Origin of the sequence: Achromobacter sp. JUb104 (genome assembly GCF_024806975.1) — a bacterium.
Taxonomy (GTDB): domain Bacteria; phylum Pseudomonadota; class Gammaproteobacteria; order Burkholderiales; family Burkholderiaceae_B; genus Achromobacter; species Achromobacter spanius.
Genome location: NZ_JANUEY010000003.1, coordinates 1,108,853 through 1,130,104, shown reverse-complemented (window position 1 = coordinate 1,130,104; position 21,252 = coordinate 1,108,853). Strand labels below are relative to the sequence as shown.

Annotated in this window: 24 protein-coding genes and 2 pseudogenes; 17 read left to right on the top strand and 9 right to left on the bottom strand. The window is 59.2% G+C overall.

The genetic code is table 11. From position 1 onward, the window contains the following. Positions 1-3: 3 nt before the first annotated feature. Positions 4-555: pseudogene (locus M2361_RS25525) on the top strand (lysophospholipid acyltransferase family protein); the annotation flags it as partial. 5 nt (positions 556-560) lie between these two features. Here the strand turns inward: M2361_RS25525 and M2361_RS25520 are convergent. From M2361_RS25520 to M2361_RS25500, 5 genes are all read right to left on the bottom strand, one after another. Further along, complete coding sequence (locus tag M2361_RS25520; RefSeq protein ID WP_175185077.1) at positions 561-1,187, bottom strand: tyrosine-type recombinase/integrase; 627 nt, start codon at positions 1,185-1,187, stop codon at positions 561-563. Positions 1,188-1,916: 729 nt separating this feature from the next. After that, a complete protein-coding gene (locus tag M2361_RS25515; RefSeq protein ID WP_259252568.1) occupies positions 1,917-2,297 on the bottom strand; it encodes a hypothetical protein in 381 nt (126 codons plus the stop codon). 711 nt (positions 2,298-3,008) lie between these two features. After that, complete coding sequence (locus M2361_RS25510; protein ID WP_259252567.1) at positions 3,009-3,932, bottom strand: alpha/beta fold hydrolase; 924 nt, start codon at positions 3,930-3,932, stop codon at positions 3,009-3,011. Continuing rightward, positions 3,919-4,224: a helix-turn-helix transcriptional regulator gene (locus M2361_RS25505; RefSeq protein ID WP_127184404.1), complete on the bottom strand. Its 306-nt coding sequence runs from the start codon at positions 4,222-4,224 to the stop codon at positions 3,919-3,921. The genes M2361_RS25510 and M2361_RS25505 overlap by 14 nt, the downstream gene beginning before the upstream one ends. Before the next feature lie 687 nt (positions 4,225-4,911). After that, a complete protein-coding gene (locus tag M2361_RS25500; protein WP_259252566.1) occupies positions 4,912-5,067 on the bottom strand; it encodes a hypothetical protein in 156 nt (51 codons plus the stop codon). A gap of 158 nt (positions 5,068-5,225) precedes the next feature. Here M2361_RS25500 and M2361_RS29020 point away from each other — a divergent pair, with 158 nt between their 5' ends. Further along, the gene (locus tag M2361_RS29020; RefSeq protein ID WP_310508929.1) at positions 5,226-5,492 is read left to right on the top strand and encodes a CrpP-related protein; all 267 of its coding nucleotides are present in this window, start codon (positions 5,226-5,228) and stop codon (positions 5,490-5,492) included. A gap of 287 nt (positions 5,493-5,779) precedes the next feature. Here the strand turns inward: M2361_RS29020 and M2361_RS25495 are convergent, their stop codons facing one another. Continuing rightward, complete coding sequence (locus tag M2361_RS25495) at positions 5,780-6,442, bottom strand: SOS response-associated peptidase (protein WP_259252565.1); 663 nt, start codon at positions 6,440-6,442, stop codon at positions 5,780-5,782. A gap of 63 nt (positions 6,443-6,505) precedes the next feature. Further along, the gene (locus M2361_RS25490) at positions 6,506-6,880 is read right to left on the bottom strand and encodes a hypothetical protein (protein ID WP_259252564.1); all 375 of its coding nucleotides are present in this window, start codon (positions 6,878-6,880) and stop codon (positions 6,506-6,508) included. A gap of 555 nt (positions 6,881-7,435) precedes the next feature. On the opposite strand from M2361_RS25490, the gene M2361_RS25485 reads away from it, so the two are divergent. From M2361_RS25485 to M2361_RS25470, 4 genes are all read left to right on the top strand, one after another. Then, positions 7,436-7,846 (top strand): antirestriction protein, encoded by a 411-nt coding sequence (locus tag M2361_RS25485; protein WP_259252563.1) that lies wholly within the window; start codon positions 7,436-7,438, stop codon positions 7,844-7,846. Positions 7,847-8,154: 308 nt separating this feature from the next. Then, positions 8,155-9,054, top strand: coding sequence for an SAM-dependent methyltransferase (locus M2361_RS25480; protein ID WP_259252562.1), 900 nt, complete (start codon positions 8,155-8,157; stop codon positions 9,052-9,054). A gap of 299 nt (positions 9,055-9,353) precedes the next feature. After that, entirely contained in the window at positions 9,354-10,001 is a 648-nt protein-coding gene (locus M2361_RS25475) for a DNA methyltransferase (protein ID WP_259252561.1), read from the top strand. After that, the gene (locus tag M2361_RS25470; protein WP_259252560.1) at positions 9,998-10,453 is read left to right on the top strand and encodes a DUF6900 domain-containing protein; all 456 of its coding nucleotides are present in this window, start codon (positions 9,998-10,000) and stop codon (positions 10,451-10,453) included. Before M2361_RS25475 ends, M2361_RS25470 begins: the two co-directional genes overlap by 4 nt. A gap of 101 nt (positions 10,454-10,554) precedes the next feature. On the opposite strand, the gene M2361_RS25465 is transcribed toward M2361_RS25470, so the two are convergent. Further along, complete coding sequence (locus M2361_RS25465) at positions 10,555-10,761, bottom strand: hypothetical protein (RefSeq protein WP_259252559.1); 207 nt, start codon at positions 10,759-10,761, stop codon at positions 10,555-10,557. A gap of 140 nt (positions 10,762-10,901) precedes the next feature. Here M2361_RS25465 and M2361_RS29095 point away from each other — a divergent pair, with 140 nt between their 5' ends. The 10 genes and pseudogenes from M2361_RS29095 to M2361_RS25415 form a co-directional block, all read left to right on the top strand. Next, complete coding sequence (locus tag M2361_RS29095) at positions 10,902-11,237, top strand: ClpX C4-type zinc finger protein (protein ID WP_370641303.1); 336 nt, start codon at positions 10,902-10,904, stop codon at positions 11,235-11,237. A 453-nt stretch (positions 11,238-11,690) separates the two neighbouring features. Beyond that, positions 11,691-12,122, top strand: coding sequence for a hypothetical protein (locus M2361_RS25455; RefSeq protein WP_259252558.1), 432 nt, complete (start codon positions 11,691-11,693; stop codon positions 12,120-12,122). Between the two features lie 13 nt (positions 12,123-12,135). Further along, positions 12,136-12,366, top strand: coding sequence for a hypothetical protein (locus M2361_RS25450; RefSeq protein WP_259252557.1), 231 nt, complete (start codon positions 12,136-12,138; stop codon positions 12,364-12,366). Between the two features lie 19 nt (positions 12,367-12,385). Beyond that, positions 12,386-12,808 carry a hypothetical protein gene (locus tag M2361_RS25445; RefSeq protein WP_259252556.1) on the top strand — a complete coding sequence of 141 codons (423 nt, stop codon included), beginning with the start codon at positions 12,386-12,388 and terminating at the stop codon, positions 12,806-12,808. 72 nt (positions 12,809-12,880) lie between these two features. Further along, the gene (locus tag M2361_RS25440; RefSeq protein WP_164741215.1) at positions 12,881-13,030 is read left to right on the top strand and encodes a hypothetical protein; all 150 of its coding nucleotides are present in this window, start codon (positions 12,881-12,883) and stop codon (positions 13,028-13,030) included. Positions 13,031-13,060: 30 nt separating this feature from the next. Next, positions 13,061-15,046: a ParB/RepB/Spo0J family partition protein gene (locus M2361_RS25435; protein ID WP_259252555.1), complete on the top strand. Its 1,986-nt coding sequence runs from the start codon at positions 13,061-13,063 to the stop codon at positions 15,044-15,046. Positions 15,047-15,132: 86 nt separating this feature from the next. Further along, positions 15,133-15,444 carry a hypothetical protein gene (locus tag M2361_RS25430; RefSeq protein ID WP_056560124.1) on the top strand — a complete coding sequence of 104 codons (312 nt, stop codon included), beginning with the start codon at positions 15,133-15,135 and terminating at the stop codon, positions 15,442-15,444. Then, positions 15,437-15,718, top strand: coding sequence for a BrnA antitoxin family protein (locus M2361_RS25425; RefSeq protein ID WP_056560122.1), 282 nt, complete (start codon positions 15,437-15,439; stop codon positions 15,716-15,718). The genes M2361_RS25430 and M2361_RS25425 overlap by 8 nt, the downstream gene beginning before the upstream one ends. A gap of 228 nt (positions 15,719-15,946) precedes the next feature. Next, the gene (locus tag M2361_RS25420) at positions 15,947-16,378 is read left to right on the top strand and encodes a GNAT family N-acetyltransferase (RefSeq protein WP_259252554.1); all 432 of its coding nucleotides are present in this window, start codon (positions 15,947-15,949) and stop codon (positions 16,376-16,378) included. 685 nt (positions 16,379-17,063) lie between these two features. Further along, positions 17,064-17,633, top strand: a pseudogene (locus tag M2361_RS25415) (helix-turn-helix domain-containing protein); the annotation flags it as partial. Positions 17,634-17,794: 161 nt separating this feature from the next. Here the strand turns inward: M2361_RS25415 and M2361_RS25410 are convergent. Beyond that, a complete protein-coding gene (locus tag M2361_RS25410; RefSeq protein ID WP_259252553.1) occupies positions 17,795-18,448 on the bottom strand; it encodes a DUF1120 domain-containing protein in 654 nt (217 codons plus the stop codon). Positions 18,449-20,212: 1,764 nt separating this feature from the next. Between M2361_RS25410 and M2361_RS25405 the strand changes: the two genes are divergently transcribed. Continuing rightward, on the top strand, positions 20,213-21,016 hold the full coding sequence (locus tag M2361_RS25405; RefSeq protein ID WP_259252552.1) for a DUF1120 domain-containing protein: 804 nt from the start codon (positions 20,213-20,215) through the stop codon (positions 21,014-21,016). Positions 21,017-21,252 lie beyond the last annotated feature (236 nt).

Here is a 21,252-nt window from a genome sequence, read left to right as displayed (position 1 = left end):
TCAATGGCCCGGCTACGTTCGCTGCTGTATTTCCTGTTCCTGGCCATCACGGTCATCCCCTACGCCTTCCTCTGCATCCTGTGGGCGCCGCTGCCGCCGCACTGGCGTTACAAGCTGACGGTGGGCTGGCCGCGCCTGGCTATCTGGGGCGCCAAGGTGTTCTGCGGTATCCGCTGGCAGGTCAAGGGCTGGGAAAACCTGCCCGAGGGCCCAGCGGTGATCCTGTCCAAGCACCAATCGGCCTGGGAAACCCTGTTCTTCCCGGCGCACATGCCGCGCGAGGTGTGCTTCGTCTACAAGAAAGAACTACACATGGTGCCGTTCTTCGGCTGGGGCCTGGCGCTGCTGCGCATGATTGCCATTGACCGCTCCAAGGGTCGTGACGCTTTCGAGCAGGTGGTCAAGCAAGGCCAGACGCGCATGGACGAAGGCCGCTGGCCGCTGCTGTTTCCCGAAGGCACGCGCGTGCCGCCGGGCAAGACGGCGCGCTTCAAGATGGGCGGGGCGCTGCTGGCGTCGCGCACCGGCGCGGTCGTCATTCCCGTGGCGCATAACATGCATCAAACCTCTGTTTGTTCAGCCATCTCAAGAGCATCGTCTACCTCGATGCCAAGGTAGCGAACTGTGCTTTCCAGCTTCGTATGCCCGAGCAGCAGCTGTACAGCCCGAAGATTCTTCGTCCGGCGGTAGATCAGCGAGGCTTTTGTACGGCGCATAGTGTGGGTTCCATATGCGGTATCGTCGAGGCCGATCGATGCGACCCAGCGATGCACAATCCGGGCGTACTGCCGCGTCGACAGATGCGGCGACGTATGCAACCGGCTCGGAAACAGAAAATCCGACGCCTTTAGCCCTCGCGCTTCGATCCATGCTTCAAGGCTCTCACGGGTTTGCTCCGTAATCTCGAATTGGACCGGACGCTGGGTCTTCTGTTGCATGACGGTAGCTCTCGCGGCTACGTGGCTTCCGTGACGGATGTCCTGCACCTGCAATCGCGTGAGATCGCACGCTCGAAGCTTGCTATCAATTGCGAGATTGAACATCGCGAGTTCTCGGGTGTTCGAAGCCATCTGAAGTCTCATTCGAATTGCCCAAATTTCTCGGAGCTTTAGGGGCGGCTTCTGCCCGGTGAGCTTTCCCTTGTTCCATGGCACACGACGGTCAACGGCGGCATTCGCGGATTCCATGACAATCTCCTTTTGAGTAAAGGGAGATTCAGTGTGCTCCTACGGAGGGGCGCTATCCGACCCGTTGCAGCCCTCCAATCCGCGTAAGCCTGTGCCTACAGCGTGGTGAAATCGGTCATTCATAGTCAGCTGCTTCTGACACACTCCCGACATGGGCTAGCGCCAAATAAAAAGGAATTAGTAGGCGCGCGGGTCTGCCCCAAAGCACATACCTGTCAATTAACTCCAAACTTCGCCGCGCGGTATTGGTCATTCCACCAGCGCACTAGTTCAATATGCTGCGGGTGAGAAAGCCAAGTCACATTGTCGTCGGCTTGCGGATCTCCCCCGAAAACTAGCGGCTTTATGAGCCACCGTACCTTCCCGCAAAGGCCGGGGTCCGACTCAAGTTCCTGACTGGTAGGCGGTTCGAATCGGGAGAGATACTTGGCATCGAGCGGGACAGTAGGAATCGTAAATGTAGTCCCCGACAAGTCTCTGACAATGAAGTCCTGCCATCCGCGCAACCCTACAAGCGAAAAGCCGGGCAAAGTCGAATCAAGCTCGCAAGTTTTTGCGAAAGCCTGCGCTTGGTCGAGTGAAAAAAAGACTACGTAGTCGTCGCCGTACCAACCCTCCTGCATGCATGTCCTCATATCTAAACTAACTACATCCGGTTTTAACCGGGCTTTTCCCTCAATACTCTGGGGTGCTGCTGCGGCTGCGCCTGGCCGCAGGCAGCCAATTGGGTTAGCTCGCTGATTTGCGCTCAATGCGAATCACCTGGGGGTCAACGGCATCCATGAACATGTAGCAGCGGCCAAAGAGAGCCGCCTTTCCCTGGTCGTCAAACACATTCGGCCCGGCGCCGGTAATCAGAACCTCATCAGTGGCCAGGGCGTCCAGATGCCGCGTCTGAATTTCTGCCCAATGGTCGTCAACCAGCTCCCTAAGGACGACCGTCGCGACGTCGTGGTTGTAGTGAACAACGATGTTGCCGTCCCTCATTGCGACCGGATTCATGTCAATGTGAGCGTGAAAAACGCTTCTAAGGGCGGCCAACGCATGCGCCTCGGCGCCAGTGTCGGACAGCCCGTCCGGCAGTATGGAAATGGTGCCCTCGCGAAACACAGCGAAATCTCGTAATCCGTTGCAGTACGTGTGGGTTCTATCCACGACCCTATTGATGGGTATCGGGCAGGTCGGCCGCCACGCGGAAACCGGAGGAAACTGCCTATCCGCAGGCGCTTGTGGCGGGCTCAACCGAGGGGCGTGACGCGGCTCGCTAGCCTTCTTCTTGAATGGCCAAATCATGCTATCTGTTCGATTCAATACATGGTGGTGGACAGCCAACACTATAGATCGAGCGGCAGTTCCTGCCGTCTGCTCCTGGCCGAAAACGGGCCCAGACCGACGTCCGAGTTCGACCCGGAGCGGAGCCGCTCTCGATCCGAAGTCGATCGATGCGATCGTTCTGGGCTTTATCCGCTGGTATCAGAAAAGCGTTAAGCGCCAGTCCCTGAATCCGGCAAGCATTCGAATATTTCGCCACTTGCTGCAATCCGTAGAAACTCTAGCTGATCGCTTCCGACCCGCGCCGCTGGGGAGTTTCCGTATTTATCCGGAGGTGCCGTGAGAAAAGTGAGTGCCCGTCGAGCCGCAGCAGAAAATGCGGCTCGCTCTTCTGTCATCATTTCCTCTAGATATGCTGGAATTACCTGACACAAGCTGGAGGCATCGTCAGGGTCAAGTGGACCCTCAAAAATGAGTAAGCAAAAATGGTCAATGGCGATATCGGCAAGAGTGTTCACGGAACTTCCAAGGAAAAGTTGAACGGCCGATTTAGGCCGATATCTGTCCTTCGGTAAGGAAGGGGCGGAGCGCGGTTAAGGCTTCGTGGGGGGCCTCTTCCGGAATGAAGTGACCGCTTGGCATGGACGCAAAGCGAGCGTCCTCGCACCACGCGTTCCAAATCGTTTCAAGGTCGAAATGGCGTCCAGTCACGCCCGCGTCGCCCCAAAGGACAAGCGTGGGGCAGCCAATCTTGCGGCCCGCAGCCCGGTCCGCCGCGTCATGCTCTCTGTCGATGCCAAAGCCCGCGCGGAAGCACTCGCACATCGCGAAGATGGAAGCTGGTTCCGTGGACCTTTCTAAATACACCGCTAGCGCGTCCTCGTTGTAGGGCACTGGCTTGTCACCGAGCCCAAAAAGGATCTGGCGCTGAAACGCCTCTGCGTCGCCTTCGATCAGACGGTCGGGTTGCGGGTAAGGCTGGGTCAGGAAATAGAAATAAAAATAGTCCTGCGCGATCTCGGCCGTCGCGTTTTCGTAGAAGTCCAGTGCGGGCACAATGTCCATGACGCAGAGGCGTTCGATGGCGTGGGGATAATCCAGGGCCATGCGACGGGCAACCCGTGCTCCGCGGTCGTGGCCGACCAGCGAAAACCGCTCGAAACCCAATTCACGCATGACAGCTATCTGTTCAGCGGCCATGGTGCGCTTCGCAAAAGGGTTTGGCGACTGTCCTGCTTTTGGCTTGTGGCTCTCGCCCCGACCCCGAATGTCGGTCAGCACGACCGTGAAGCGGTCGGTCAGACTCGGTGCGATATCGTGCCAGCAGAGATGAGTCTGTGGATCGCCGTGCAACATCAGAAGGCCCGGGCCGGACCCGCCGACAAGTGCCAGGATTTTGTTGCCATCGATCTCGACGAACTGTCGTTTGAATCCAGGTAGTAGCTTTGCATCGGCCGCCTCAGAGATGTTCACGGAGCCACTCCTTGTAAGCGGCAATGGCCGCCTCGTTGCGTTTGAAAAAGGCCCACCGGCCGATGCGATGGACCGTCACGAACTCCGCCCGGCGGAGCAACTCGAGATGGCGGCTGACAGTGGGCTGCGCCATGCCCAGCTTCTCGGTCAGTAACGTGACGCAGACCCCGATCTCGCGTGGATCGCCGGTGACCTGATGGGAGAAGTGCTCGTGCGGCGTTCGCAACCAGTCGAGAATCGCCACACGAGATTCGTTGGCAAGTGCCTTGGATTGTTCTATGGGATCTGTCATGCCGTACATTAAATAGTAATATAGCTATATGTCAATATTTTACGGTAAATTTGAGTCGGGATGCTGGATCAGGAAATGTCAGGGGGCCATCATTGTTGCGACACGGGCGCCGTGCAACTGCAGGCCAATAAGGAGGCCCGGACCGCGAGGTCAGGGCCGTTCAGCGCAAAGACGCACGCTGTCTGAGACATGCATCTTACGGACAGTCCTAGCAAGTGATCATGGCGTCCGAGCTGTGCCGCGCGAGAAGCGAGCGGCACAATCGGTTTGGTTCAGCAGTTGAACCCTGTCCGAGCCCGTGGCTCGGCGGATGCCATCCGCAGGTACAACCGGCCTCTGGCCGTCCTCACTTCCACGCAGACCTTGGCGAGTGCCCGGTCATGACCGATTGCAGACCTTTCGGTCTGTTTAGCCGCTAAACACCCCATTCAAAACACGTTTATCCGGACCCGTGGATATGTGGATGATCGCTTCGCGACCGCCCGGCTCGCTGTGCTCGGCCCGTGGACAACCGCTGATGGACAAACGGTGGACAGGCGCCGCCTGACCACGCGCTTGACCACAGGGTATGCCCACCGGCTACCCAGGCTTCTCCCACATACCCACCGGCCCCCATCGACCATCAATTGGAACTAAAAGTCGAAACCGGCTCCGGCGAGGTATTGAGCGCTACGTATTTCGCGCCGATCACGGGCGGCCTGCCGCGTCGGCCTGAAGCCCGTGCAGTTCATCGGCGATTTCGTCCAGTCTCGTGCGCAGCGCCGCCAGCTCAGGGGAAGCAAGATAGGCCGAATCTAACGACTGCGTTTTGAGCGCACACGCCGTCGTAAGGAGAATATTCATTAGCTCCTCCGCATCTCGGGCGGCAACTCTGGTCCAGAGCTTCGGTGACGGAAATGCCACGCCAACCAATTTGTCAGTTACGCCGCAAAATGTTGCATCCGTTGACCCAAGCGCGCTGAATTCGGGAAACTGAGCGAACCGTCTATCGGAGAACCATCATGCATAGCGTTATGGAACTGGGCGCGATGGCCGCGCGCCGAGGCGAGTCGATATTGTCTTGCCCCTTCTTGAAGGCCCACAACATGCCGGGGCATAGCGGGCAGCCAATTCATGAGTGGCAGGCAGCTGTGGACGCTTGGGAAGCGGGGTGGCTATCCGCTCAGGATGTTCGCGGTTCGCAGCCGGCGTCACGTGTCCTTGATGATGTCCTTCCGATAGTCTTCCGCACGCGCCAGCGTTCGATAGAACATCGCGCCGACGTCTAATAGGCGGTCGAGTTCTTCGGCGTCTAGCTTCCCACTGCATTTTTCTAGGCAGAAGGCGTATTCATTTAGGATGTCCACCCAATCCCCGAAATGGCGTGGAGGTGTGGAGCGAAGGACATCTTTGCAAGATATTCATCTGAGTTCATCGTCATCTCTTCCGCGCGCTGACGCTGTTTAGCCAATGATGTATCTCTGCAAAGCGCGTTCCAGCCTAGATGCTGGAAGTTGTTCAGCCGCTAAACTCGGGGCGGACTACAAGTCGGGGACGCAACGAACCGCTGGCGCCGTTATATTGGTTCAATAGCGTCCGGAAGCTGATATTTCGAATTTCCCACCTCTTGTCGCACCGGATGCCAGGTGAAGGCGTCTTCAGGCACGCTTTCGTTCAATAGCGACCGGGCGTCGGGCGTAGGGTAGGACGGATCGACCCATCGCCGAGCGACATCCGGCGGCAGCGCCACAGGCCGTCTGGCGTGGACATCCACCATCCCGCCCCGGGCGTCGTTTGTCACGATAGCGAACCCATGCGCGGCATCGAGCTCAGCGCCCGGTTCCCACGCCGTGAGCGCCGCAAAGTAGAGCGGGGCTTCGCCATGTATGTAATACGGTTGTTTGTTGCCGTCCGGCTGCACGGGCCATTCATACCACCCATCGGCAGGCACCAAAATTCGACCGGCGCCGATCAGGAAGCGCCAGGGCCACCCGTTCTTCAAGATGGTCTCCAGCTTCGCGTTGCTCATAAAGTGCTTGGAGTCGGGGGGCTTATAGCCCCAGGGCAGGCGTTCCATCGCTTCCGCTCCCTCGGCCAGGCGATGCAAAGCGAGCGGGCGTGTGCCCGGGGGTATGTTGAATCGCGGCCCCGTTGGGTCCGCGAAGATCTGGCCCAAATTGGTAAAGATCCGCTCGACGTAATCCAGCGGACCCGACTTCTGGACAATTCGACCGCACATCGCTGACCTCGTCGGAAGGAGCTGTCAGTTCAGTATAGGCCGGGCTCTTTTAGGCCCCCGCCTCTAGCCCTCTCCCGGCCCCAAAGATTCCGCGATCCCTTCTTGCACATCGAGCAGGAAAGCGCTGGATTCGGGCGTCTGGATCATTGATGGCACGGCGAGTTCAACTAGGCAAGTGAGCAACTCAGTGAACCACCATTTCACATCGACTCCAACTGGAGCGACATGGGTATAGGTCAGGTAGCTGACCGCACGTGTGACTATGTTGGGATCTCGACCGCATTCGATCACGTCAGCGACTTGCGTAGCTACGATTCGCATGAATTCGCCCGCAAGCTTCGCCACGGCAATCTCGGGTGTTCCCTGTTCTGACCATAGGGCGCCTCTCGCCAAATTCCGGCAGGCGATCTGCAATGCAGCAAGGTCAACGTCTTTCAAAGGCCTTCCTTGCAGGTTTGGTGTGACATGACCGAGAGTGGCCTGATTCTGGCGGCTGACAGTACTTGTATTCCGCCCAGCAAATTCCGGCAAGTGATTGTTTAGGCCGAAGAAAATCGGCGGGCAGGGGCGATATGCGGCATAGACAGCGCACCCAAACGATTCCACGTCTGGCGCGCACGTGGCAAGCAGAGTAGCTTCCGTCTCGGGCTAGATTTGTTGGTGCGACTCGCTCACAACCTCCTCGGAAGAAGGGATCGCCCGCCACAACGACGATCACGTTCCGCCTCTCAACCGCCGAACTTGCTGTCATTCGGACGCTATCCGATTCGGAGAAGGCGGACGGCATGGTGCTGGGAACGGGACCAGCCTGGGTGTCAGGCCCGGGCGCATCTTGGCCCTGCGTGCGCCAGGCTCAAGGGGCTTTCGCGGCATATAGCCGCTCGCTACGCGCGCTTTATATTCCACGTCCCCTTGCCCCCGGCGCTTGTTCCGCAGGGCGCCAGTGCTCCCGTCCCGCCACCCCGGCTGGGGCCCTCTTCCAAGGAGCACTACATGACGCACTCCACCCTCGCTGAAGCCCGCCTGGTTCCCGATCACGATCGTCTGGCCTTCTTGCCCAAACACTTCGGCATCCGCCTGATGCTGCGCGGAGAAATCTCCGTCTACAACTGGCTGGATCGCCTGTCGCAGGAGTACAGCGGCGGCTTCTGGCACTACTACGAAATCCCGAACGGCTTCTACATGGCGCCGGCCGACTACGAGACGCTTCACATCGTATGGCCCATGAACTGGTGCGACCGGACCATGTCGGCGGACGCCGCCGGCATCGTGGCAACGCTGTACGCCCTGTGCGAACTGTGCAGCCAGTACCGCAGCGACGACCTGGCCGAGAAGTACCACGCCCTGCGCGACTTCGCCGGCGAACACGCCGAGGCAAATGCCATCTTCGCGGCGATCGATTGACGCCATTCCGGCCCGCTTCGGCGGGCCTTTCTTCTTCTGAGCACCATCAGGCCATCGTGGCTCAGCCCCTGCTAAGTGACGCTGCAGGGGAACGCCTGCGCTTTGAAGTTGGACCGTTGAAAGCCATACGGGGTGGCGGGTCTGCATTCCCGGTCAGTGTGCCACGGCGTTCTCGCGTTCAAGTGCGGCGCGGCGCCGGCTGCGCCGGCGCCACTTGCGGCCGTTGGCCGTCTTCGACACTTGAGCGCTGCGCTGCGCCGTGCCTCTCAAGTTCCGGGCATTCCCGCCCTGGCAACCGGAGAGACCACATGGCCAAAACCTCAAATGCACAACAACGCCGTTTCCTGAACAGCGCCGACGCCCATCAGAAGGAAATCGTCAGCCTCATTCGGCAGGTCGCGCGTACACGCGGCATCGACCGCGTGTGGAGCGATTGGGTAGAGATCTGCGCGATCGCATTGGCCCGTGCCGATCTCGCGCAGCGCGACGCACGCGAGCAGCGCTACCTGCAGGTGATCGCTCAGTACGAGCGATCTGAACTCGACCAGCTCGTCCAAGCGTTCTCGCACCTGGTCATGGCCTACGAGGTCCGGGTTCAGGCAGCAGACTTTGGCGACGTGCTGGGGAGCACGTTCATGATGCTAGACATGGGCAACGCCGGCACCGGCCAGTTCTTTACGCCCTATGAGGTGTCGCGCCTGATGGGCAACATGATGATGGGCAATGGCCAGGATCTGGTCGACAAGACGAGCGCGCAGGAGTTCGTCCGCGTACTGGAGCCGGCGTGCGGCGCCGGCGGTATGTTGATCGCGGCGGCGCACGCGATGCACGATGCGCAGCTGAACTATCAGCAGTGCATGCACGCGACTGCAATCGACATCGATCAGCGGTGCGTGCATATGACATTCATTCAGCTGGCGCTCTTGCACCTGCCGGCCGTGGTGATTCATGGCAACGGCCTCACGGGCGAGTGCCGGGAGCAGTGGTTTACGCCCGCACATATCCTGGGCGGCTGGGGCGCGCGGCTTCGCCATCGCGAAGCGGAAGAGGGCGCTCGAGCGCTCCTGCAGGCGCCGGCGGCCGCAGACCAGGGCCAAGTCGACGAGACCATCGCCGGGGATATTTCATCTGAGGTTGAGCAGCCGCTGCAGGCCATTCCGAAAGCCATTCGCCAAGCAGCCGCCGGTGGCCAGATGTCGCTCTTCTAGCAAGGTGCGATGGCCCCTTTCGGGGCCTGGCGCGCTAGCCACGCGCCAACTGCCGACCATGTAGAGCCACAAGCACTGCACGGAGCATACAGTCGCATCCCACTCCCGCACGGACGCTAGGGCCGCTGCGCGCGGCTTTGTAGCCGCGGCCCCATCTTCAAGGGCTTTCGCGGCATAAACCGCTCACTGCGTTCACTATTTATTCCACGTCCCTTGACCGCGCTTTCGTGGGCTGCGCCCGCCTGCCCCGTGCAGTGCAATGCAGATCGGCTGACATTGCTGCACGCAAGGAGCCAACCATGAGTCGTGTTGTCCTGGGCGATTGCCTGTCCGTTCTTCCCACCTTGCCGGATCGCTGTGTTGACCTGGTGTTGACCGATCCGCCGTACCTCGTCAATTACGTGGACCGCTCCGGCCGGAGTATTGCCAACGACCGCACCGATGAATGGATGACGCCGGCGTTCGCACAGATGTTCCGCGTGCTTCGCGACGACGCGTTTTGCATTTCGTTCTACGGCTGGAACCGCGTTGATCGGTTCTTTGCCGCCTGGCGGGCGGCGGGCTTTCGTGTCGTCGGCCACATGGTATTCGCCAAGCAATACCAATCCAAGGCGCGGTTCTTGGCGTACCAGCACGAGTCGGCCTATCTGCTGGCCAAGGGCCAGCCGGCCGTGCCGGCCACGCCCTTGCCCGACGTGATGCCGTGGAAGTACAGCGGCAATCGCCATCATCCGACCCAAAAGCCGGTCGAATGCTTGGCGCCGCTGATCGAAACCTTCAGCCGCCCGCGCGACATAGTTCTAGACCCGTTCGCAGGCTCCGGCTCGACGTGCGTGGCCGCCCGCCAGACCGGCCGGCGCTTCTACGGGATCGAAATGGACCCGAAGTATCACGACGCCGCCGTGCGGCGCCTGGCGCTGGCCAACCAAGAAAGGATTGCAGCATGAGCCGGGATGAAAGCGAAATGAAGCGGGGGCTGATTGCATACCTGCAAGGCTACGGCGGCAACAACCTGGCCGGCTTGTCCGCGATCGCTGCCTGCGGCGCCTGGCCGGCGCTGGCGGCGCGGGAAAGCGAGCGGCGCATGGCGCAGTTCCTCGAATCCTTGCCTCTGGACGAGGTGCAAGCTATCGCCCAGTCGAAGATCAACCTCAACGAGCTGGCCAGCATGGTGCTGGGCCAGCAGAACACGGAGTCACCACCCATGGCAATGCCGCAACTATCCGAGGCCGCAGAGCAGGCCATCGAGAACATAGGGCTTGAGATCCTGGACGTTGAATCGTTCGAACTTCGGCGGATCCGTTCGAAGGACTATCGCGAAATACCGGTGTGGACTCTTTGGAGGGCATTGCGGGCGGCGTACCTGGCAGGCATGGTCGACCACTATCGCCAAGAGTGAAAAACGCAGGCGCCGGCTGGGCGGCCGGCGCAGCGCTTGCGTGGTAGCGAGCGAAGCTCGCTACCATCATTCTGTTCCCTCGCGCTTAGACTTCCAAAGCCTCATATCTCGACGATACGGCCGCCCAGCGGCGATAGCTCGTGCAAAAGGTCATCAAGGTACTCGGCTAGGTCCTCCGCAGCGATGTCCGGCGGAATGACGATGTCGGTTTCCGGCACGCGCTTGCCGGCGCTATTCCGGTACACAACCCACCCATTGGGGGTTTGCGTCACTTCCAGCGAGAATTTTCCGTAAACATCAAACTTCATGATGTCACCAATGAACGCCAGGATTTCAATGAGAAAAGTAGCCGGATACTAGGAAAAACACCCATCCGGGCTGTTGGGCCTTGTGCTAGATTTCGCACCTACTCTGACCTAGCGACGCGTTGACGCGGACCCTGCGCCCAATGGACGAAAACAATAAAAAGAGCCCTCGGCGAAAAAAGCAGCCGACCGTGCTGCATTGCGCATTTTGCGATAAGTCCCAGGACGAAGTCCACAAGCTGATCGCGCGGGAAAACGGCCCTGGCGCCAGCGCGCTCACGATCTGCGACGAGTGTGTTGAATTGTGCAACGAGATCATCAACGAGCAAGGTTTGGTCGAGGCCGAAAATAGCCCCAAAGCGCTGTACAAGTACATCGTTCGGCAAAATCAAATCATCGACGACGCACGAGATAGGGCGAATAAGGCCCTGGATTTGCTGAATGTCTCGATGCCGCCCGGATCCCAATCTCAGCACTGATTTTTTGATCACGACTCCCCATTGGGCGTGCCCCTGCGGCTGCGCCTACGGGTCGGGCCATCGCGCTTCGCGTTGAGCCTGGCCAACCCCCGCCAGTCTCACCCCCTTGCGGGGCTTCAGTCCTACCCTCCCTACGGTCGGCTCACGCAGGCCGCCTTGCGGCCAGGTTGACCCGCGCTGCGCGCGGGTAGGGGCGCTCGGCGCGCGCCTGGCTTTGGTGTCGCCGCCCTGTCTCTCGCAATGCATCCATTCCCGCGAGCCCTGTCCTAAAACGCCGACCGTACCACTGCGTTCCTCCCTCCAAGGGTCCGGTGCTCACCCGTTCGGTGCTCGCCTTCGGCTGCGCTCCGCATGCGGCCTCTGCTCCGGCCCTTTCCAGTCGTCACTACGTGGCCACGGACGGCACGGACAGGCCTCACAGGAACGGATGCGAATAACGCGGAGGGAAAGACCATGAACAACCAAATCCAACAAACCTACGCTCGGACGACTTCTTCAGGATCGGTCAGCGCTTCAAAAACGCTCTTGAATGTAAAGGAAATAACCATGGCAAACACTGTTCAGACAATCGCAACGCCGAAGCCCGCAGTGGTGTTCCTTCGCGGCCTGGACGCCCGCGTCGCTCGCACCAAAGCAGCAGGGATGTTCGATGAAGACAGCCGTTTCTTGGAGCTTGATCACGCGCAAATCCTCGCTCACGTTCAAGGCCGGGAAGACTTCACCCGTGGCCGTGACGCCGACGACGTACCGCCGTTGCTGGCCGATGTTGCCGAACTGGCAAGCGCATGGGTGGACGGCTGGGACGCAGCAGAAGAGTCCGTAGTGATGGCGGCGTGTTCGGGTTGCAACGATGGTTCTGGCAATCCTTGCCCGCACCACGGCTGAGAGGGGAACCCAGATGCTTATCAAGTACGTAACGGACCAGATGGAAGGCGAGCCGGACATTCTGACCGCACTGCGCCACCAGCCTTTGCTCCTGCGCGGCCTGGATGGGTCGACCCTGCACGTCCAGCAGGCACCGGCACACGGCTGGACACATGAGGGGCTTTGCGCTGTGCAACCTGAATCGGCCGTGATCGGCTGCGATGCGTTCCTGGGCACGTCCTGGGTCGGTTCAACCGAAGTCTAGTCAAACAAGGAAATCCGCCATGTCTTGCGACGTCGTTCTGTACACCCACCTGGCTTGCGTCCAGTGCGAGCTTTCCAAGGATGATCTTGCCGCGCGCGGCATCGACTTCACCGAACGCAGCGCTGCCGAATTCGCTCAAGCGCTCGCGGCAAAAGGCTATGACACCGCGCCGGTCTTGGCCGTCGCCATCGAAAACGAGTTGGTCGCATGGCAAGGCCACAGGCCCGACATGATTGAACTGCTCGCGGACCTATTCGATCTCGGGCCGGTTTCGGCCCGGGGCCTGCGCGATAGGGAATCGGCGGATGAAGCCGTGGTGACGCGCATCCAGGTCATGGAAGAAATCGGTAGGCATCAATTGAACGCTCAAGAGTTCTTTGCCGACTGCGGCAATCACCCGCTGTATCGCGGCCACGTGCTGCTGGAATGGCTTGGCTATTAAACGAAAAAGCCCCTGATCGGCGGCAACCGACAGGGGCTTGCACCTCGACCCACCCTTCGAAGGAGAACCGTGATGAACCACGACTTTATCAGATTGGCGAACGACATGCGCCGCGCCCACGTGCTGGGCCTTTCCTACCGCCTTCCGGCGATGACGGTGCGCGACCTTGCCACCCTCATCGCCGCGATGCAGGACGCGCCGGTCACTGCACAGCTGCACTAATTCCGATAAATCGAAGCAAGAGCACACACCATGAAGATCGACTCCAAAGAACTCGCCGCCATTCACGCCGCAAGCACCCGCACGGAGATCCCGCATTCCCAACTGCGCCTGAGCGAAAGCTATCAGGCTCGTCGTCCGCTGGATCCGAAGAAAGATCCTGAACTTTCGGAACTGAAGGCCACGATCAAGGCCATGGGCGGGCTGTTGCAAAACCTCGTGGTCGTTGCGTGCGCCGATGGCTTCTACGAAGTCTGCGCGGGCGGTCGGCGCTGGGCAGCGCTGGGGCTGTTGATCGAAGACGCCGTGTTCCCGGCAGACTACAGCGTTTCGTGCCTCGTGATTCCGGCCGAATACGCCCACCACGCCAGCCTGATCGAAAACATCGCCCGCAAGGCTATGCACCCGGCAGACGTGTATGAATCGTATGCCCGTATGCGCGCGGAGAAAAACTGGACCATCGAAGCCATCGCGGCCGCGCACGGCGCAACGGAATCCGCCGTAAAAAAGCTGCTGGCTCTCGGCGCTGTTTCGCCCAAGCTCATGCAGCTATTCCGCGATGGCAAGATTGAAGTTGCCGATATGCAGGCGTTGGCGTCGGTTTCGGACCACGCCCGCCAGGAAGCGGCATGGAAGGCGGCGCAGTCGGAACACTGGAACCGCGACGTTCATATCCGCAACCTCCTGGCGGAAACGGAAATGCTGGGCGACTCGGCCGTTGCCCGCTACGTGACAGTTGCTGCGTATGAGAAGGCGGGTGGAGAAGTGCGCCGCGACCTGTTCGAGAACGACACCTATCTGGCTGATCCGGATATGGCGCGAACGATGGCCCTGGCGAAGATGCAACGGTCCAAGCTTTTCAAGGCGATATCGACCGAAGGCTGGCTGTGGGTGGAATGCCGGGTGTCTTTCGCATACGACGACAAGAAGCAATTCGGGGAAATCCAACGCGCCCACCTGGACCCGAGCAAGGCCCAGGCCAAGCAGATCGACGGACTGCAAAAGAAGATGGAAGCGGCGCGGACAAAGCTTGCTGAATTGCAAGAGTCCGAAGGCCACGACGCGGCAAACCTGGACAAGGCTCGCGGCGTGATTCGCGGCTACGAAGGGCAGATTCGTGAAATCCGGGCCGAGCTTTACGACTACCCGGCCGACCTGAAAGCCCTGTGCGGCGCGATTGTGCACCTGGACTATCAAGGCGACTTGACCGTCACTCGGGGCCTGATCCGCCAGGACGAGCGCGACGCCGTGGCACAAGCCACGCGAAGCAACGACGCAGATGGCCAGAAAACGGCGGGCGTAGACTTGCCCCCCGTTATGACGCGGCCCGTGCATTCTGAGGCGCTGACCAACCGGCTCCAAGCACAGCGCGTCATTGCGCTCCAAGCCGAAATCATGGTGCGCCCGACGCTCGCCCTCTGCCTGCTTATCGAACAAATGCTGGGGGATTTCGACAGAAGCCGCCGCAGCAGCGCAGGAGATACCTTCGATTTTTCGTTGCGGACAGCGCACGACGAGCTGGCGAAGACGGACGAAGGCATCAAGGACAGTTCGGCATGGGCAGCGGTGCACGCGCACATTGAAGCCGTCACGAAGCAGATTCCAGATGACGGCGTGGCGGTGCTGCCCTGGTTGCTGGAGCAGCCGCACGCGGACCTAATCGAGCTGCTGGCCGTGCTGACGGGCGCTTCGATCTACCGCCGCAAAAGCAATTCCTACGGTGAAGAGCCCCGGCACCTTGATCGCTTGGGCGAACTGGTCGGGGTGGACATGAGCAAATGGTGGAAGCCCACGGCGCAGTCCTACCTCGCACACGTGTCCAAGGACCGAATCGCGGGTGTCGTTACCGATGCGGTCGGTGCCGAACAGGCCAAACCCCTGCTGGCGATGAAGAAGGCCCAGGCCGCCGCCGCAGCCGAGCAACTGCTGGACGGCAGGGGCTGGGTGCCGGAACTGATGCGCGGCAAGCCTCTACTGACCAATTCCGAGCCGGAAAGTAAGGACGAAGCGATGGAGTAAAGGCGCGGAGCCAGCCCGGGGGATCACTGGCTGGCGGCCCACTAAAACATCTTGCCCCACCAATAAAATGTTAGTACAATTAATTCATGCTAACCGTTATCGAAACTGATGAATTCAGCACCTGGGCCGCGAAGGTCTGGAGCGACTCCGAACGGGAGGCATTCGTAGACTGGATCGCGGCGAACCCGGAAGCAGGGGATGTTATCCCTGGCTCGGGCGGATGCAGAAAGGTGCGCTGGTCGCGCGCCGGTATGGGAAAGCGGGGCGGGGCGCGTGTGATCTATTACCTTCGGTTGGCCAGCGGCGAGGTGGTGTTGCTGATCGTATACGCCAAAGCCAAGTTCGATAACCTGCCGGCGTCGTTTCTCGCCAAACTCAAGGAGTGCTTTGATGCCTAAGAAACCAGATGCTGAGATGGCTGAGTTTGAAGCTGCGCTGTTGCGCAGTGCCAAACAGGCTGTTGACGGTCAATATGCCCGAGTGCATACGCCCGATGAGATCGTGCGGCGGCGTGGTCGGCCCGTTGGTAGTACCGCCGCTGTGCGTAAATCTGCTACTACCATCCGCCTGGATGAAGAGGTTTTGGCTGCTTTCAAGGCAACCGGCCAGGGGTGGCAGACCCGTATGAACAATGCGTTGAAGGACTGGCTGAAGACTCACCAGATGACCTGACCGCCTTCCACGTCTCCCTGCACAGCGATTGTGAATCGCGTCGTCCAGTTTCCCTTGGCTGCGCGTCCGAATCCCGGGGCGGACATTGGTCGGAACCGGCCGCTTCCGACCGAGGCTGTCAGCGGTCGTCGACGCTGGCGGTTTTCGAGCCAATGCGGACTTAGCATTCTTTCACACGATAGACTCACCGTTCTTCCCTTCTGATGCGCGGCGGCTTTGCTTTCCGATATGAACGTTCGACTAGCCTCTCGTCAAGACATCGACTCGATCATTGAACTGGACCCGCTAGCCAAGCGAGAACAGGGCCGGAGTGCATTTATCACCAAAGCGGTGGCCGCTGGCCAATGCTGGGTCGCGGTAGAGGCGGGGGATGCTAAGGCGCTGATCGGTTACGGGGTACTGAATAAGTCCTTTTTCGAGAACAACTTCGTCCCGCTGGTTGTCGTCAAGATCACGGCACGGCGTCGGGGGGTGGCTACAGCGATCATGACAACGCTGGAGTCGCAATGCGCGGGAAAATTGTTCACGTCCACAAATACTTCGAACTTCGCGATGCGCCGATTGCTGATGCGCCTAGGCTTTGTCGAAAGCGGTCAGATTGAAAATCTGGATGACAACGACCCCGAACTTGTGTTTGTAAAGCTTCGTTCATCTTTTTGATTTCTCCATAGGCTGGAGATGTCGGGGCAGTCCGCCGGGTGGGTGGCCCGGGGCTGCCTCCGCCAAGCAAAGGGCCGCCCTAGGGGCGGCCCTTTGCTTTGGATGTACGGCGTCTTGGATCGGGGCGTCCAGTCCCACCGGCTGCGCCGGCGGGGCCGTCCTTCGGACTTCGTGAGCGTCCCCCGGACGCTCACAGGTGCCCTTAAGGCCCCCGCCGCCAGGGCGGCGGCGTGTCCCTTAAAGCCACCACACAGGACGCACCCTCCGGGTGGGTTCATCTCCTTGATTTTTTTGGGTTTTCGTTGCGGCAAGGTTGTTATCTTTTGTCTGACAACTGACCGCCAACAAATAGTATGGGCCGCCAGAGTCGCTGTTTTGCGCGGGTTTCCGCCGTATACATCTGTCCGATTTTCAGCAGTTTCGGAGTTCGGCGCCCCGCGTCGAGACATCAATGAGACACAAGTGAGACACAAATGAGATATACATAAGACAGGTGTGAGACAACATTCACACAACATTGGGACAACGTTGAAACCAACCCGTTGCCGAAGTTCATTCAACTGGAAATTTGGCTCACTGACTGTTGATTGCAGGCAGAGTTGACCCACTTTTACGTTTAATTTGCATCCAATCCTGACCCACCTCGTGAACACTATCCTGCGCGGTACCCGTGCAGCAGACAGGAGTGATCGACGTGGCTCTTCTCAGCATTATTCGCCGTTGGGATTTGCGTGATCATGTCTCTTTACGAGAGATTGCCAAGCGACTTGGCATATCGCGCAACACGGTGCGACGCTATCTGCGCTCGGGCACCATTGAACCAACCTACAGCCGTGCGGCTGGGCCTATCGTTCTAGACGGCTATGCGGAGAAGCTTTCGGCATGGCTTAAGGCCGAGGCCAACCGCACACGCAAGCAGCGACGCTCGCTATTGCAGCTGCGCCAGGTCTCTGCGCTCTAGGCTACACGGGGTCTTACGACCGCGTTGCCGCTTTCGCTTGATGATAGCGACAGGAACAAGGAGCGGTCTCAGACTTCAGGACGGGGCACCTTCGTGCCATTGGCGTTCGCAGCGGGCGACGCCTTTCATTTTGACTGGAGCGAGGAGAGCGCGGTGATCAACGGCGAGCGCACCAAGTTCCAAATCGCGTAGTTCAAGCTTTGCCACAGCCGCGCCTTCTTCCTGCGCGCCTGTTGGCTCCAGACGCACGAGATGCTGTTCGATGCTCACCATCATGCTTTTGTGGCGTGGGGGAGGCACAAGTCGTTGCTCGTGCAGGCGCGCCCGCGGTTGAGGGGTCGCGGCAGCAATGAACGTTGCGATGGAAGGTTCCTTGGTGAAACCCATAGGTCGGTATTTGGTGAACGGGAGTGAGAACCCCGGCGTACATGCGTAACGCCGAGGTTGGATTCGCCTTAGAGGTAGACCATTTCCAAAGTGGCGAGGCCATCCAACTGGATCTCGTCCTTCAAAGGCAACCCTTCGGCTTTGTTGATCGCTGCGGTGATGGCCAGAGTGCCGGCCAAGGTGGTAAAGGCGACAGGCGTGCCACCGGACTTCAACGACCAGGATCGGAGCTGGTTCTTTTGCAGGCGTCCTTTACCGGAGTTCAACCAAGTTGCGCCGTTGTCGGTACTGGCCGTCGTGAACGCAGCACTACCATCCGCAGTGAACGTGCCCTGCTCCATGTCCAGGACATAGCCCCCGATCTTCGCTTCGCCAGCCTTGCCAAGACCAAAGTTGTTGGCGTCGTCTGCTGCCAGGATGCCCGTGACGATGCTATCGGCGCGGTTGTCGACGACGGCGACTGCGACTTGGGTCGGCGCGTCGCAAGTGATGGAGAACGGCACGCTCTTCTTGGGGAGTTCCGTGAAAGATGTGACGTTCAGCGAGGCAGCCGGGATCACGCCAAAGTCGACCACACCCCCGCCCGCAATGGTGGGAGTGCAAGCGGCAGGGGTAATGGTGCCAATGACGCGCACGTCGATGGATTGGGCATGAACCCCAGCCGCGGCGGTGAGGGCGGTGGAGAGGAAAGCTGCAATCGAGAGTTTCTTGGTGAAAGCCATTTTTTGAGTGCTAGAAGTTTGAAGGCACGCCTTCGTTGGTAAACCGCTCGGACGCGAAAGCCCTGCGGGAAGAACATGCATCCCGATAGTTATGGTGGAATGTTTGCAAGAAGGGGATGCGCGATCCGTCACGAGCGCGTATCTGTTAAGCCGCGCACCCATAGCGAACGGCCCCCTTCACAAGGATGATTACTATTTCGCGGACAGCGCCAAAGGCGCGTCGTAGGAACCGACCGCGTATCCATAGACGGTGGCGGGTCGAACCGTGACGGTCAAAGCTAAGCTCGCGCTGAATAGCGTGGCATGTTCGCATTTCTTTAGTAAATAGTTCATTAAATCCTGTCGCTATGTAAGCCCTGAACAACGCAACGGGCGGCTGAGAATGGCTTATTGGTTAACGGAGTGAATTGTGAGGCCTAGAGTAGAAGACGTTTATCAGACTAGTTCTAAAGAAGCTCAAGAATTGTAAATCTTGTCTGATTTTTCGCGGGACGGGTCCAGTCAGGCGTTGTCTTCGATAGGCCCTCAACCTATTTATCCGAGCCGATCCGTAAATGCGAGCTTCGTAGCGGCTCATTTCGGCTCGAGACCGATGCAAAGACCTTTGCTTTTCGCTCTAACGGAGCCCATATCGCGAGGCAACGCCGGTGCGGGCAAAGCCCCTCGCAGGCATGGGCGCTTCGCGCCCCGGGGGAGCGCCTTGCACACCTGCGTCCGCAAAGTTAAACAGACCTCGCGTTGGTTGCGCATTTCCACCTGAAAAACGTGTCAGTGCTCAAAAATTCCGACTGCGCGCCGGAGAAGTCCGGCGCGGAGGGATTGTCTTCCCTGCTGTGTCGGCGTTTTATCAAGTAGCCTCGGCGCCGGCGATGCCAGATGCCTCCGATACAAGACTGGAAGAGTTACCCGGCCAGCCACTGACGCTGAGACTCGGTTGGCCATTGATAGTGAGTGCGCCAAAAGCGGCGCACGATTGGAGGTGCTGTCATGACGACTCACAGCAGCGCGCTTGTGGTTTTCGCGACCGATGCTTCGGTCGGAGGAATCGGCGCCCGGCTCAACGGCTATGGAGCTGCTCCGTCTCACGGTGGAAGTCAACGGACGCTCCTACGTTGGTTGCAGTGTTTGTAGTGAAGAGTTGCCTTCCTTGAGGGATTTTTAGAACTGGTCCTATTCGCATGGCTCCGCCAAAAATCCATAATTTATCTATTCAAACCCGCGCCGTGTCTGCAAGTAGGTGAATTAGGCTCGCATTCACAACCCGGAACCACGGGCGAATTTATATCGCAAAAGAACCTTCACACGCTGTGGCGGGGGAGGCTTTTCGCTTCAGCGTAAGTGCGCGCCGCGCCGAATATGCCGCACGAAACCAAGTGTCATCCCTAATAATCCAGACGGCGGAACTCTCATCAACAACTAGACCGCGGGCAAGCAGGCAAATTTTTTTACGATGACGGCACTCAACAAAATAAAGTACCCCACTCGCGGTTTCTTTCCTGAATTGCGCAAGTGGTCCGGCGGCCTGGGGCGCAAGCGTGATCATTGGGCCCGGAAGAGGGAAGGTTCGCTCGGCAAATGTTTTGTTTGAAAAACACGTGCTGCCTGGTAAAACGCCTTCCATTCCGGTGGAGGGACGAATGGCGACAATACCGTCGGAGGGTGCGGCCGTGTAGGCTACACCGTCGGCTCCCACGAACGCTATTAGGACGCAAACCAAGTATTCGTTTGCGAATTCGCGCGGTCTGCGTCGACGGCGCGCCGACAATGCTGCCTCGCGCTCTTAAATTCGCTGATGCCATCGGGCATGCCCATCGGCTAAGTACCGCTGACACCGGCGTTCTTCCGCGCGGGCTAATGCCGGCCGCGCGCTTTTTCAACGAAGGCTCGCCTTCATTTCTGTTAATTCACAACTATATGTCTCTCACCAAGAAACTCTCAACCGTGGCCTTTACCGTTGGTGCTATTGCCGCAGTTGCGGGGGCATACGCCCAGTCAATCGATGTGCGGATCATCGGCACGATCACACCTGCGGCGTGCATTCCGGTCATTGGCGGCGGCGGCGTCGTTGATTTCGGCTTGATTCCAGCCGCGTCGCTTAATTTAACCGCCACTACCGAGTTGCCGAAAAGGCGCGTGCCGTTCGCGATCACCTGTGAGGCACCCACGCGAGTAGCAATTTCCGTCGTTGACAACCGCGCCGGCAGCCAGATTCCCAACATCATTGCACCAACTCCCGGCGCCGTGTTTGGTCTTGGCAGTGCCAATGGCGCCAACATTGGTGGGTATGTCATGGACATGGAGCAGGGTTCATTTACCGCTGACGGCACGCCGGCGTTTACCGTAGGTAGTCAAACCAATGGCGAAATCTGGCTTGCATCAACTTTTGGGCGCCTACAAGGTGGGCAATTGCGTTCTTGGTCGCTGACGGCCACCGGCGCACCGGTGGCCTTTACTAACCTATCTGGCATCCTCGCCGTAACTGCTGCAATCAACGAAGCGCAAAAATTGCCACTGAAGGACGAAATCCGGCTCGATGGTCTTGCTACCTTGGAAATGGTCTATCTGTAACAGAGTGACATTTACGGGGCGACGTCTGTCGCCCTGTGCTGCGGCTTTGCACAAAGAGCAAAGGATGTCAGATGTGAGTCCACACAGCCTGCCGTCGGGCAAAACGCGACACGCTCAAGCTAAATCGAACGACGTACGAGATATGGCTCACAACCTTCGACCTTTGCATGAGCATAGATCAGTCCTGCTCGATAAGCTCACTGTGGTGCCGCGTTAGAGGAGGCGGTCGCGTTGAG